General features: G+C 48.0%; 9 protein-coding genes. All 9 read right to left on the reverse strand.

Features of this window, described 5'->3' with window-relative positions; genetic code table 11:
- Positions 1–858 (reverse strand): peroxiredoxin family protein, encoded by an 858-nt coding sequence (locus tag NIAKO_RS19945; RefSeq protein WP_014220253.1) that lies wholly within the window; start codon positions 856–858, stop codon positions 1–3.
- A 41-nt stretch (positions 859–899) separates the two neighbouring features.
- Positions 900–2,408: a PKD-like family lipoprotein gene (locus NIAKO_RS19950; RefSeq protein WP_014220254.1), complete on the reverse strand. Its 1,509-nt coding sequence runs from the start codon at positions 2,406–2,408 to the stop codon at positions 900–902.
- Between the two features lie 20 nt (positions 2,409–2,428).
- On the reverse strand, positions 2,429–3,235 hold the full coding sequence (locus NIAKO_RS19955) for a DUF4843 domain-containing protein (protein ID WP_014220255.1): 807 nt from the start codon (positions 3,233–3,235) through the stop codon (positions 2,429–2,431).
- Between the two features lie 32 nt (positions 3,236–3,267).
- Positions 3,268–4,782, reverse strand: a complete 1,515-nt coding sequence (locus NIAKO_RS19960) for a RagB/SusD family nutrient uptake outer membrane protein (protein WP_014220256.1) — start codon at positions 4,780–4,782, stop codon at positions 3,268–3,270.
- A gap of 10 nt (positions 4,783–4,792) precedes the next feature.
- Positions 4,793–8,302 carry a SusC/RagA family TonB-linked outer membrane protein gene (locus NIAKO_RS19965; RefSeq protein ID WP_014220257.1) on the reverse strand — a complete coding sequence of 1,170 codons (3,510 nt, stop codon included), beginning with the start codon at positions 8,300–8,302 and terminating at the stop codon, positions 4,793–4,795.
- Positions 8,303–8,645: 343 nt separating this feature from the next.
- Complete coding sequence (locus NIAKO_RS19975; protein WP_014220258.1) at positions 8,646–9,905, reverse strand: FecR family protein; 1,260 nt, start codon at positions 9,903–9,905, stop codon at positions 8,646–8,648.
- 88 nt (positions 9,906–9,993) lie between these two features.
- Complete coding sequence (locus NIAKO_RS19980) at positions 9,994–10,584, reverse strand: RNA polymerase sigma-70 factor (RefSeq protein WP_014220259.1); 591 nt, start codon at positions 10,582–10,584, stop codon at positions 9,994–9,996.
- Positions 10,585–10,627: 43 nt separating this feature from the next.
- Positions 10,628–11,713 carry an efflux RND transporter periplasmic adaptor subunit gene (locus NIAKO_RS19985; RefSeq protein ID WP_014220260.1) on the reverse strand — a complete coding sequence of 362 codons (1,086 nt, stop codon included), beginning with the start codon at positions 11,711–11,713 and terminating at the stop codon, positions 10,628–10,630.
- A gap of 15 nt (positions 11,714–11,728) precedes the next feature.
- Positions 11,729–14,869, reverse strand: coding sequence for an efflux RND transporter permease subunit (locus NIAKO_RS19990; RefSeq protein WP_014220261.1), 3,141 nt, complete (start codon positions 14,867–14,869; stop codon positions 11,729–11,731).

The following is a 14,869-nucleotide window of genomic DNA, read 5'->3' on the forward strand; positions in this document are numbered from 1 at the left end:
TTAATGAAGGATCAGTTCCTGTAATTTTTTAATCAATTCTTCCCCTCGCAGGTTAGCGGCTACGATGGTGCCACCGGGATCTATCAAAAAGTTCTGAGGCACCGACCGGATGGCATACAATTTTGCCACGGCATTGTCCCAGTACTTCAGGTCACTCACGTGATTCCAGGTGAGGCTATCATCGTTGATGGCTTTTATCCAGGCGTCTTTTTTATCGGCTTTATCAAGCGATACGCTCAGCACGGTAAAATTCTTATCCCTGAACTGCTGATACGCTTTTACCACATTCGGGTTTTCTTCCCGGCAGGGGCCGCACCAGCTGGCCCAAAAATCGAGCAGTACATATTTTCCACGAAAGTCTTTCAGATTAATGGCATGCCCTGCAGTATCGGGCTGCGTAAACAACGGTGCAGCTGCACCAATGCGTACCAGCATAAATGCATCGATGGTCTTCTTTACAGAAATACCCTCTTTACTTTTTTGTACGGCTTTACTTAGTCCTTTGAATACCCTATCATAAATGCTGATATCATCGGGCAAATAACCCACTGCGTCTTTCAATGCGTCTGCACTTGCGATGTAATCAGGATGCGCTTTGATAAAAGCGATCTCCTGCCGCCGCCGGTCGTCCTTCAGCAATTTCATTTCATACCGCCATTGGGCAAGCCCGATGGTATCATATTTTACTTTTTTCGCCTGCGCATCATAGTACAGCTTCGCCCTGTCTTCCAGTTTCTTATCAACACCGGCCAGCGCGGCTTTCAACACGCCCTGCTGTTTGGCCAGCAGCGCAGTGTCCTGGGCTGAAAGATTCCCTGTATATGCAATACAGGCTATTACAACAAAGAAGAATTTCATATAGTTTTTGCTTGTTTTGTGACCGGTATCTGGTAACAGTTTTAAAACTCCCGCGTACCGGCGCCTTTTTCCATATAGATCATGGTCTTAATGCTGCCGTCGCCAGTGAAAGCAGGTTGCGCCGGTAAGGAAAGGGTACCGGTGCCGCTGATAGGACACAGATACACTTTATAATGCCCGGTGTTATAGGTAGCAATGGCCACGTAGCTCAACGTTGAAACGGGAACCGGGGTACCAACGGGATCAGGAAATTTAACGTGTTGCATGGCTGTTACCGTTTCACCCGCAGGCAGGTCGAACAGATAAGTTTCAGAGGCGCTGGCCACATCCATCATATACACTTTGCCATTGGTTACATAGTAAATAAGATCAACATCATAATTACCACAAATATTAGTGGCATTCATTAACCCGTGTTGTGGTTTCAGAGTATCGGCATTCATGATCACGGTGCCGCTGCCTAGTGCTATAGGTCCATACGTTCCGTTTAACTTATAAAAATAACCGGTGTCCTGCGGGTTGCGGAACAATACCATGGCCACACTGCGGCTGCCGGTATAACCAGCCATCCATTGCAGCTGGCCGTTCACGTTCTTCAGTTTATTAACACCATTGGTGGAATTAACTATCAGTTCCTGAAAAGTGGAAGTGCTATACCCGAACATAGATTTACGTGTAGGGTCCCAACCCAGATCAAGTGCAACATTGGCCGTAAGAGGCGACAGGTTGGTATACGAAATGCCATTCAGGGTTTGAGGGGCATTGGCGAACAAGGCGCCTTTTGTGAGGGAATAATATTTATTGTCATTGATGAAACCCAGGTATTGGGTACTGATGGGCTGAAACACCGCCTGTGGGTTTTTCACCGTTGGTTTTGAAAAGAACATGTTGCTGTCAAAACTCATTGCCTTCGACCCATTGTCTACCCGGTATATAACTGCATCATTCTTCGACAATACTATGATGGCGGAATACGTATTTTGCGTGGTCAACGATGTTTTGAACTGAGGCACAAATACAGCCTGTACTGCTGCGCCAGCCTGGCTTTGACCACCATTGTAGAAGGCGATAAAGTTGTTGATGCGGCCGCCGTTATAAATAAAATCCATATCGGTTGTACCACCGTTGTCTTTCACCAGGTACCAGCCATTGAGGGTAAGCGTAGTGAAGTTTGCTACCATATTCACCTGCCGTACTATACCGGTAGCTTTATCTCTTGCATTGAACACGAGAATATAAGCGCCGGGATCTTTCAGCACCTGGTAATTCAGGTCTTTTGTTTTGGCAATCGTATCGGGCTTTATGATGCCCAGGTTATTCACTGCCGCAAAGTTGGTGGAGAACAGTGTCCAGTAAAAATCATAACTGCCTTCATTTTCCACTACGGGTGAAACCTTTAAAAAATCCTGGTGGGTATATAAATTAAAGGTGTCCTTTAAACCCGTCACTTTTAATGTAACCATCGGTCCGGCCGCAGTGCTATCGTCTTTGTTACAAGCGGCCGCCAGCAAAGCCAGCAAACCGGCAGCCAGTATAAATAATTTATTCATTGTTGTAATGGAGTTGATGATTAATTAGGAAAGGAAATGGCCAGACTGTTTGGATCGCTCGTTTCGCGTACCGGCGCCTTCCCGGAAGCCAGGTTGGCCGGATCGGAATTGAACGCAGTCAATGCATCGCGCAACAGGTTCTTATAATGCTGCTGTGCCTGTGCGGCTGCAACAGCCTGGTACCAGGTTTCATCGATCCTCACTTTCAGTACATCTATCATGAACTGGTGTTTACCCGTACTGTATTTTCCAAATGAACCATATGCAGGCGATGAATAATCATCCGTCTTCCACGAAGCAAATCTTTCCAGCTTGTCGGAGAAAATAATGGTCCTTTCGATGGCATACTTTTCCCCGATCGCAAACTCATCATTGGCAGTTAGCCTTATACGTAAACGATAAGAATTTTTTTTCAGACTGGTATCCCTGAGCAGGATGATGGGTAATTCACCGGTAGCACTGTCTGCCGTAATAAACATGATTGCTTGCGCGCCCTTATCGGTAAAGGGTACATAATGTATACCGGCCACTGCCGTAAAGGGTTTGGGGGTAACTGTAGAATCGATGACTTTATTGGTAGCGGGATCATACTTATAGGTTTTATCATACTCCGGTATCTGCTCTACAGTATATGCCCTGTTATGGTCTGCAATACCACCGATCGTTTTCAGATCAACCAGGAAGGTATCCCTGGTAACCGACGCATTTTCATATATGAAGGTGTAGCTCGTGGCAAGGGTGTCTTTTAACTGTATATGAACACCGCCACTGTACCCCATGTATTCAGCCTTTTTACAACCTGCGGCAATAGCCAGCAGTATAACCATAATGCAACTATATTTTTTCATAATAGTAATCACTAGTTGTTATGATAATTAATTTCACGATCAGGTTTAGCCACCACGTACCTGGCCGTTGTACCCTGGTAATAAGCATAGGTCCAGCTGGCTGGCAGGGTGGTTACATTGTAGCGTTTGTACGTAAAGAAGGTTTGCCCTTCTGCATAAAACTCGCGTACATATTCCCTGATCATTTTATTCTTGCGGTCTGTTACCCAGTCAGCGGCACTAAAGCCTGAAGTGAAGGGAATCCCCTTTTTATTGCAATAAGCCAGGTAAATGCTTTCTGCATCGGCCTTGGTTTGCGCGCACTCGGTCAGTATCAGGTACATTTCGCTGAGGCGAAGCAACGGGAGCTGGTTATTGGGATTCAGCCCTGCATCTTTCTGGTAAAATTTCTTGTATTTGACATACTGGGTTAACCCACTGGTGGTTTTGTATGACCACTGGCCTACAAACCGCGCATCGGTTGCTCTTTCAGCTACCGGGAACAGGTTGTTGAGGTAGTAGAATCCATCCTGGATGTTAAAGTCATAACGGGCCAGGTTACCGGCTTCGTCAAAATTGCCTATTACCGTTGGACCTAAATTATAATAATTCACCGCGCCAATATGCTCACTGGTGAACGAGTAATCGCCGCCCTGCTGATCTTTCAACTCCCCTAATCTGAAAGTAGACAACCCTGTATGCGTTTTTGCATTGATAACCATTTGCGCATATTTAACAGCGTTCTGCCGGTTTATATCGCCCCGTGGCGTGAGCCAGTTGTATACCCGGGCTTTGAGCGCCAGTACCGCATAGTAGTTCATCCGGATCTGACGATACATATAATAATCATCAGACACCGGCGGTACAGCGGCAGAACCCTGGAGCGGGTTCAATTCAGCCAATGAAAATTGCGTTATGGGATCAACATCTTTCAGCAACGAATCAGCCAGATCGAGATCATTCAGCACCTTCTTCGAAAAATCATCGTAATTCAACAACGGCGCTATATCCTTCGTTACTTCCGTAACATACGGTAATACAGGACCGGCTGTTGGCGTAGCCGGCATGGGGCCAAACAGGCGCAGTACATCAAAATGGCAAAACGCTCTTAACGCCAGCGCCTCACCTTTGATCAATGCATAGTTATTGTCCTGGAAAATATCCTGTTTACCATCTATCATCTCCAGAATGCTGTTCACATCCGCTACTACCTTATATTCTTTTGCATAGATGGCATCAAGCGAAGCTCTGGCGCCAGCGTCGAGATAGTTGGCATTGGACAACGCGGCGAGGCTGGTTAAATTGATATTGGCCACATCCCAATTGCGCGCCATCAATTCAATGGTGCCATACATCATGTTATTGCCATAGGCATCATTGCTCTTTAGATCGAGGTAAGCGCCGGTAAGCGCATCCCGGAAACCTTTCTGACTTTGAAATTGTTCCTCTTTGGTGCTTTGGCCCATTGGTTTTACATCGAGCCATTTTTTACAGCCGGTAAAAACCAAAGCGCCGGATATTAATAAAGTGGTGGTGATCTTGTTCATGTGAATTCAATTAAAAGGTTGCGTACACGAAAAAGCTTATCTGACGGGTATATGGATAATCCAGTCCACGCTCCTGGCGAATGGTAGAGAAATACAATGTTTCTCCGGTATTGGCAGACAGCTGCAGGGCCTGCATGTGGATCCGCCTCAGAAAAGCACGATTGGAAACATCGTAGCTCAGGTTCATATTCTGGCAAATGAAAGTTGATTCATTCTGCACAAAACGTGAGGATGGCATCACCTGTGAAGTTTCGTTCAGGCCACGGAAGGCTGCATGATCGCCCGGTTTTTGCCAGCGGTCACTGAACACGCGCTGATCAACATTCAACCACCTGTCGGCATTTTCTACTTTGTCGATCAATGTCTGATTGTAGATCTGGCCGCCAAAACGATAACCGAATGAAGCATTGAAAGTAAAGCCTCTGTAACGAAGCATGGTGCTTACGTTTCCGCGGTATTTCGGTTGTGATAATCCTACATTCACCCTGTCTGCCGCATTCCAGGTATAGGTAACTTCGCCTGCTTTGTTTAAATACAATTCCTTTCCGGTGCTGGGATCAATACCCAGCGAACGCACGGCATAGATCGTATTTTGCGAAGCGCCTTCGCGAATGATCTTATTCGGTAAATTGGTAGTATAATCAGTTTGCAACGCCAGCTTTTCATTGGCCGCCTTCAATGCATTAGACAGTTTTACGATCTTGTCTTCGTTGTGCGCAATATTTCCCGTCACTGACCATGTTAAACCGTTTGTACAGTTACAGGTATTATTAAGAATGGTTACGCGGGTGCTCACCTCCCAACCTTTTTGTTGTAACTCACCAATATTTTCCACGTAGCTGGTAAAGCCGTTTGAATAAGGCAGATCGAGCGAAGACAACAGGTTCGATGTTTTTTCGGTGTAGTAATCGGCAGTAAAAGAAATGCGGTTGTTTAGCAACTGCGCATCTATACCCACATCCACTTTATCTGTTTGCTGCCATTGCAGGTTAGGGTTGCCCAGGGTTGTTTGCGTAGCGCCGATCCAGTTCTTATACCGGTCGTTAAGGATATAGGAATAAGTTGACAAGGGTTGATAAGCGCCAAATGCGGCATTACCGGTAACGCCATAGGAACCGCGCAGTTTTAACCGGTCCAGGTAGGTAAGATCTCTTAAAAATCTTTCCTTGTGCAGGTTCCAGCCGCCACCCAATGCATAAAAGGGCGCAAAGCGTTTGTCGGTACCAAACTGTGAGGAGCCGTCTACCCGGTAAGTAAGGTCAACAAAATAACGATCGTCATACACATAGTTGGCAGAACTTACAAAACCAACCTGGCGGGTGGTACCTTCCGAACCGGTAGGTGCGCCACCTTGCGCATATTGAAGGGCACGGCCTAAGAAGTCAACTGTTTCATCGGGGAAACCTTCTGCGGCGATATTATAAGAGGTGGTCTTTGATTCATTGATCTCACCGCTCACCCCAATTGTAAGTCCATGCACACCTCGCCACAGGTTATTGTAAATAGCCTGGGCCCGGCCGTTCAATTGGTAATCTTTACTGGTGCTATAGTTATACGATCCTTTACGGAAAACGTCAGCGGCTACATACTGCGAAAAAGCAGAGTGTGACGCAGGCTTAAAATCATCGCCGCTTCCCTGTGTAGTGCTGATGCTGATACCACCGTTCACCGTAAGGTGGTTCACCGGCCGGTAATCTACCTGGAAGTTTTCGTTGATATTGGTATAGGCCGTTTTGTCGAATGTATTCAGTGTAGCATCGTACAGCGGGTTGGCGTAGGGGTTGCTGCCTTTGTTAGCCTGTACCCAGTAAGGCAGGTTAAAGGGCTGAAAGCTTTGCACCACATTTCCTTTGGCATCGTACGGGCTCCAGTAAGGGTTCAGCCTGGCATAATCGCCAAAGGCGCCATACGGGCTATTGTTGCTTTTGTTACTACCAATACGGAGACTGTTGGAGAAATTCAGTTTATTCAACCGGTAAGAAAGACTGATGGTTCCGTTTATAGTTTCGCGGCTGGAACCTTTCATTACCCCGTTAATGCGGTTGTATTGTCCTTCCATGGCATAGCGGAAAGAATTATCGCCGCCTTCCAGCCGGAGGGCATGGTTCTGATCGGCCTGCGTGTGTAACGGAATGGCCAGCCAGTCGGTATTCTGACCTGCATCTACCAGGCCCAGGATCTGATTGTAGTATGCTTCCATCGACAGGTTATCTGCCGGCGTTTTGGTGGGGTTGGAATAGAAACCCGATGCCTTTTCCAGGGCCAGTTTGTCGCGGGCATTCAACAGGTGATAGCTGCTGAGATCGGGCAGGTTCAGGGTGGTGCTTCCTCTATAGGTAGCTTTGAGCTTGCCGGCCATCGGTTGTTTGGTGGTGATCACAATTACGCCATTGGCGCCTTTTGACCCATATAACGCGGTGGCAGAACCGTCTTTCAGCAGGGTAACGCTCTGTATTTCATTCACGTTAACATCCATCATCCTTTGCAGGGTAATGGGGAAACCATCCATAATGATCAGCGGTGCATTCAATGCAGCAGCCTGGTACTGATACTGCTGGTCGGTAATGGTTTGCGTACCGGCGCCTCCACCCTGAAACTGGTCAAGGTTGGGCAGGTTACGGGTACCACGCAATTGTATTTCGGGTACTTTGTTAGGGTCGGAACCAATTGTATTATTGGTAACTACATTAAAAGAGGGATCTATATTGCCCAGGGTAACAAAGATGTTACGGCCCTGGAATTGTTTGATCTCTTTCTCCGAAATAACCCGGCTGGCGCCGGTGTAGCTTTCTTTGGGTTTGTTGAAGATGCCGGTTATCACTAATTCATCCTGAACCGCTACGGCAGGCGACAGTTCAATATGCACCGATGGGGTTCCTTTCCCCACCTTCAGGTAGGAGGTGGCGTACCCAACATAACTCACTATCAACACATCGCCAGGTTCTGCGGACACTTTGAATCGGCCCTGGTTGTCGGTTGTAGCCACACCGGCTCTTCCTTTAATACTAACGGTTGCGCCAGCCAGCGGTTTACCCAACGTGTCAGCAACCGTTCCCTCTATTACTATCCTGCTCTCTACACAAGCAGGCATTTCTTTCACATTCTCAAGTGGGGTTATTGTTAAGAACTTTAATTTCTGGAAAACCATAATGGTTTTACCCGAGATCCTGAACGACAGGTCCTGGTCTTTCAGCACCGTGTTCAGAAACTCGTTCAGGGGCATATTCTGTGCGCTAAAGGTTACCGGCTTTGCATTTTCCAGGATCCCTTTCTTGCTGAACACAACATAGCCCGTTTGTTTTTCAATAGCCGCAAAAACCTGTTTAAGGCTTTGGGTCTTACCGGTGAGTGTAACACTTTGGGCCAGACCGGTAGCATGCACCTGAACCAAAGCAGCAGTTAATAAAAGAACGGTCAATCTCATAACCAGCTTAATTTTGGCGAGGTTGTGGCGCCTCTCCTCCGGCTCGCGGTTGCGTGCAGGCGGACAGGACCGGCCACAATCAGCAGTTTTTTGCATAAATTGTGAACAGTTTAGGTTGTTTAAAAATGATGGTAACTACACATTGGATGCAACCTCAACATTGTCCGCCTGTGCTAAGGCTACGGCGGACGACACTCTCCTTCTCCGCCAGCTGGCGGATTCGGCGAGTGAAACCGGGAGTGCAGCGAACACTTCCGGTTTGTTTTTTCAGGGCTGTATCCATTTATTTCGGCAGGCCCATAAGGAGGCGCCTGTTTTATCAGGGGCAATAGCATCCCGTTTGGCACAACGCAGTATTCTGCGGGCCATCACAGCATTCAATCAATAATGATAAGGAGGTTAGGTATAAATGTGGATAAGGGAACGGTTTGGTTTAACTTCAGGGCAGTACTATGAGCTTCCTGCCTTCTATTTTAAAATGTATATCTGATTTTTCCAACATGGTTAACAAATCGCTCAAAGGAACATCGCGCGTCATCTTGCCTTCAAACTCAACGTCCGGAATACCTTTCTCATAACTTACTTCTATATCATACCATCTTTCCAACTGCCGCATGATCTCACTCAGCGAAGCGCCCTCGAAATTGAAGAGGCCATTCTTCCACGCTATCACCTCATCTGTCTGAACCGGGATTGGATGGGATAGCTGAGATGACTGGGAAAGGGATACCTGTTCACCAGGCTTTAGCATTACTGATTGTTCTCCTTTTGCCTCTTCCCCACTGCCTACTGCCCACTGCCTACTGCTTATTCTCACACTCCCCTGCAACAACGTAGTATGAATCGCCTTCTCATTCTCATAAGCATTTATATTAAAATGCGTGCCCAGCACTGTCACCTCCTCTTTATCAATCACATTCACCACAAATGGCATCCGCGCATTGTGCGCTACTTCAAAATAAGCTTCGCCGGTTACCGTTACCTTCCGTTCGGTTCCGGTAAATGCGGTAGGATAACGCAAGGAGCTGGCGGCGTTCAACCATACTTTGGTGCCATCGGGCAGGGTAACCTGGAACTGGCGGCCCTTGGGAGTGCTCATGGTGTTGTAGGCCACTTCGCCATTGGTAGAGCCATTGGGATCATACGCTAGTGATCCGCCTTTCAAAACCACCTGCGCGCCGTTTTGTGAGGCAACCACTCCGTTGCCCAGGCTGTCTAATACCACCTTCGATCCATCGGCCAGTGTAAGCACTGCGCCGTTTTTTCCGGGTGCTATGTCGGCAGCCTGTACAACATTGGCAGGTGGCAGCGTTCGCTTTGTATTTGTTGTAAGGAGGTAAACGCCAAGGCTCAATGCAAGGATAATGGATGCGGCTGCCCAACCCCATTTACGTAAAAAGTGTACGCGATGGACTGGCCGGACAAGCTCAGAAATTTCTACAACAGGCGTGTCGTTTGAGTCAATAGCGACACCGGTAATCTGTTGAGCCCCTCCTTTCAACCGGTTTTTCCAGAAAGCAATGTCTTCTGCATTATTGGGTTCAAACGTCGTTAGCTGATTTTCGATAAATGAAACAACCGTTTCATCGTGGTCTTCGGTGCGCAACAGCGTAAGCAGCTGGTCCACCTCATTGGAGGTTGCCTGTCCACTGGAATACCTGCCTAATAAATAAATGATATGCTGACTATCTGTTGCCATAATAAAAAATGATTGTCCCTACAACCACCGACTATAATGACGATTGACTGGTAAGGAAGTACCAAATGATTTAATAATTATTTAAAAATTATTTTAAAAAGAAGATAAGTGCCACAGCGCCAGTGATATCACCATGCTGCAGCAGGTAGTTGCGGATGTCTTTCAGCGCCAGGTTCAACAGGTTGCGAACCGTGTGGCGGCTGAGCTCCAGCTCCCGGGCAATTTCATCATAACTCATTCCCTCCTCGTGACGCATCTTATATACAAGGGCCCGTTGCGCCGGCAATTGCTGAACGGCCTGGCGATACAATTTTTCACCAATCTGATAATCCAGCAGGTCCTGGGTGGTATTGGCATGTTGTAAATAGCGAACCAGGTGTTGCTGCAGTTTCACTTCGTGTTCCTGGTGTTTCAGGTGGTCTTTCACCCGGTTGGCGATCATGCGGTAAACAAAGGCGGCCGGGTTTTCAACGGTGGTCAACGTTTCGCGGATGGACCATAATTTCAGAAAGGTATCGTGCACAATTTCTTCCGCCCAGAGTTCCGAACCCAGAAAGCGGGATACATACAGGGCCAGCTTTACCGCATAAGCGTCGTAAAACGTTGCAAATGCCTGCGCATCGCCCTGGGCTATGCGTTGAAAAAGATCTCTCTCATTATATAAAGCGCTACTCTCCAACTATATACTATGTGACAATTTGTTCTGGTGTAGAACAAAAATATCAAAAATGCCCCACTTTCCACCACGCCATACTTCCTGGTTTTCTTTCATCGGTAGCTCTTACCATTAATGTATCGCCATTATTCAAATCCCCAAACACCTCTAATCCTTTGTCGGTCGACATACCCTGCCGCACATCCACCCAGGCGGCTTTGCCGTCTTTTACTTTTATCACAAACCTGCGCTCCTGGTTGGTAACAACGGCAGTGGGTGGCAGAATAAAGGAATTTCCCGTTCGTTGCAAGCCTAGTTTTACATAGGCGAAAGAACCGGTTTTGAGTTCGCGGCTGCTGTTGTCGAAAACATATTCCCATAACTCCGTTCTGGTTTGCGGGTCTATGCTTTCGCTCTTGCGGGTGAGGGTGGCCTGGAATAATTTATTGGGAAATGCATCTACTCTGAAATTGGCCGTCTTCGACACAGCGCCCGATGCCACATACAACTCAGGCACTGCTACCCGCAGGCGCAATTTATTATTTCGTTGTACGGTTAAGATCGCCTGGTTATTGCCAACCAGGGCGCCGCGGTCTGCATTCCTTGCGGTCACTACGCCATCGAAGGGCGCGGTAAGCACCAGGTACCCGGCCACTTCTTTATAGGAACGGGCCAGTTGCCGAGATGCTTCGTAACTGGCGCTGTCTGCGAGGTATTGATTGCGGCTGCGTTCCAGGTCAACAGGCGCTACAATGCCCGGTGTTTTTGCCTGCGATGCTTTTGACAACCGTTGGTATACATCGGCGCTGCTCATGTATTTTGCTTTCGCCGCCTGTAACGATGCCTGAAACTCCGCATACTTCGTTTGCAGTTCAGGCGCCTCAATAATGGCCAGTGTTTGTCCCTGGCGCACTTTATCGCCCATATCAACTTTCAGGTCTTTTACATAACCGGGCACCCGGGCAAACAACGCTGCCTGTTCATACGGCAGCAATTCCGCAGGCAGTTCAATATTCTTGGTCACATTGGTATCGTGCAGTACAAAAACGGGAACGGTATCGAGGGCGTTGGCGGGGGCAGCAACAGGCAATGGGGCTTTGCTTTCACAAGCGGTCAATACAACTATTCCTGCTACTGCAATAAAATATTTCATAAGCGGCGATTGCTTTTATTGTTCATTAAAATTTTTGCTGTTCGCATCATCGGGGTCGAGCGATGCAGACACATAATTTCTTTTTCCAACCGCGTAATGATATACCTGTGGCAAAAAGAATAATACACTCAGCGTTGAACACACCAATCCGCCAATAACGGCAATCCCTAACGGCGCCAGCTGATCGCCACTGCCGCCCAGCCCAATTGCCATGGGCAGCATACCGGCGATCATGGCGAGGCTTGTCATCAGAATGGGCCGCAACCTGCTTTCCGAGGCAACCAGGTAAGCGGTGCGAACATCGCCTGCTTTTCTTTGCACTTCAGCTGCCGTTATAAACAATACCGCATTGGCAATGGCAACTCCTATTGCCATAATACAACCCATGTACGATTGAATGTTCAGGGTTTTGCCGGTAAGCAACAGGAACAGCAGGGAACCTGCTATTACCGCCGGGATCACCGACAGAATGCTAACAGCAATGCGGAAAGACTGAAAAAATACCGTCATTAATAAAAAGATCACTACCACCGCTACCAGCAATCCAAACTGTAAACTGCTCAGCGTATCCTTTAATAATTCCGGCTGGCCACGCAATATTATTTTAGCGCCTTTGGGAACCGGCGCATGGCTAATTATCGTGTTTACTTTTTTAAACGCACCGCCCAGGTCGCGACCCTGCACATTGGCCGTAATAGTAATATACCGCTGCTGGTTCAGGCGATCGTACTCACCCGGCATGGTGGTGCGTTTCCAGCTGGCCACTTCATTCAGTAAATGCAGGTTGCCGTTATCGGCAGCCACCGGGATCATTTCCAACTGGGTGGTATTGTTCATCCGGTATTCAGGATATTGCACCTGTATGATATATGCGGTGCCCGTTGTTTTATCGAGCCAGTAGGCGGGTGAGGTAAAGCGGCTTGATGAAGTGGCTTCAGCAGTTGACCTGGTTATTTGATCGGTAGTGAGATTTAATTGTGCGGCTTTTACCCTGTCAACATCTATCTTGATGGCCGGATAATTAAGCGGTGTGGCAATCTGCACATCTTTCAGGTATGGCACCGCCGATAACTGTTCATACAACCAGCTGGCCGTTTTCTTACCTTCTTCCAGGTTTTTATTTACTACGGCAATCTCGATGGGATTGGTAGAACCGAGGTTCAACACCTGCTCGGAAAGATCTCCCGGTTCAAATGAAATTTTCGCCGCGGGAATTGCTTTGGCAACTGCGGCCCGTAATTGATCTTTGAATGCATTTAACCCGATAGCACCTGGTTTCAATTTGATCTTTGTAACGGATTCATGCGGTCCGCCCGTCCACAAGTGAATAAGGTTAACCGGGAAACTCGAAGGCTGGGTTCCCACAAAGGCAGAAGAGATCAGCACGTTCTCTTTACCGGCAATTTTATTTATTGCTCCCAAGAGGGTACGGGTAGCATCCTCCGTTCTTTCCATCCTTGTTCCGGCAGGCAACCGCAAACGAACCTGCGCTTGCCCGGTATCGCTGGCCGGGAATAGTTCTGTACCTGTTGCAGTAAATAATCCCACAACAGCTGCAATAGACAATACTACAAACAACACAGTCAATACACCTCCACTGCCCTGCAGGCGGCGGCCATTTTGCGCATACTTATTTTTAAACCGGTCAAAGGCGCCGGATGTTTTTTCCTTGTTATTCAAATGATGCTTCATCAGCCAGTTTCCCATAACCGGTACAAATGTTTGTGATAACAGGAAAGAAGCGATCATGGCAAAACCTACCGCCAGCGACAGGGGCAGGAACATAGCCCGCGGCACCCCGTTCATAAACAACGCCGGAACAAAAACCGCCAGGATGCTTAACAGGATAAGCAATTTGGGACCGGCAATTTCTTTCGTGGCATCAGCAATGGCCCTGGCCTTGCTTTTTCCCATTTCCATATGACGGTGGATATTCTCAATGGTCACCGTTGCTTCATCAACCAGGATGCCAACCGATAAAGCCAGTCCGCCCAGCGTCATGATGTTAATGGTTTGCCCGGTGAGGTATAACAAAGTGGCCGAGGTAAGCAAGGCCAGCGGAATGGTAAGCACAACAATGAGCGCCCCTCTCCTGTCGCCCAGGAACAACAACACCATCAAACCGGTGAGCAAAGCGCCTAAACCTCCTTCGAACAATAAACTTTTCAGCGCGCTGATCACATAACCCGATTGGTCAAATTCGTACGACACTTTGATATCATCGGGAATGGCCGCCTGCATTTCGGGCAACGCTGCTTTAACCCGCTGCACTACGTCCCAGGTACTGGCGTCTGCCCGTTTGGTAACCGGAATATATACCGAACGTTTGCCGTTCACCAGGGCATAACTGGTGGTTACATCACTCCCCAGCGACACATTGCCAATATCCTTTACATACACCGCAGGGCCGCTGCCCAGCTGCAGGGGCATGTTCTGCAGGTCCTGCAGGCTTTCTATTACACTGTTTTGCGGAGTTATATAAGTACTATCGCCTATGCGTATGTTACCGGCCGGACTGATCGTATTTGTTTTTACCAATGCCTGCACTACCTGGTCGGGCGTTAAATGATAATTCCTGATCTTATCGGGATCAACGGTTACCAGCACCGTTTTCTGGTTACCGCCAAATGGCGGCGGCGCCGAAACCCCGGGCAGCGTAGAGAACATGGGACGCACCTTAAATAAAGCCAGATCGGAGATCTCACCCAGTGACCGGGTTTCGCTGCTGAACACCAGTTGCCCCACAGGCACACTGCCTGCATCGAAACGGGTGATGAATGGCGGCACAGTACCCGGTGGCATAAAAGCCCGGGAACGATTTACATAGCCCACTACCTCAGCCATCGCCTGGCTCATATCTGTACCTTCATTAAATTCTATCTTAATAAGGGCCGCCCCCTGCACCGATCTGGAATCAACATACTTCACGCCGGTGATGTATAGAAAGTGATATTCATAATAAGAGGTGATAAACCCTTCCATCTGTTCGGGCGATAACCCGCCATACGGCTGGGCTACATATACTGTTGGCAAACCCAGCTTCGGGAAGATGTCTACCTTTGTATTGCGCACCGCCAGCCAGGAAAAGAACAGGATGGCGAAGATCGCTACCAGGATGGTGATGGGATGCCTTAATGCTGCTATAATGAGTTTCAT

It is taken from the genome of Niastella koreensis GR20-10 (genome assembly GCF_000246855.1).
GTDB classification, from domain to species: Bacteria; Bacteroidota; Bacteroidia; order Chitinophagales; family Chitinophagaceae; genus Niastella; species Niastella koreensis.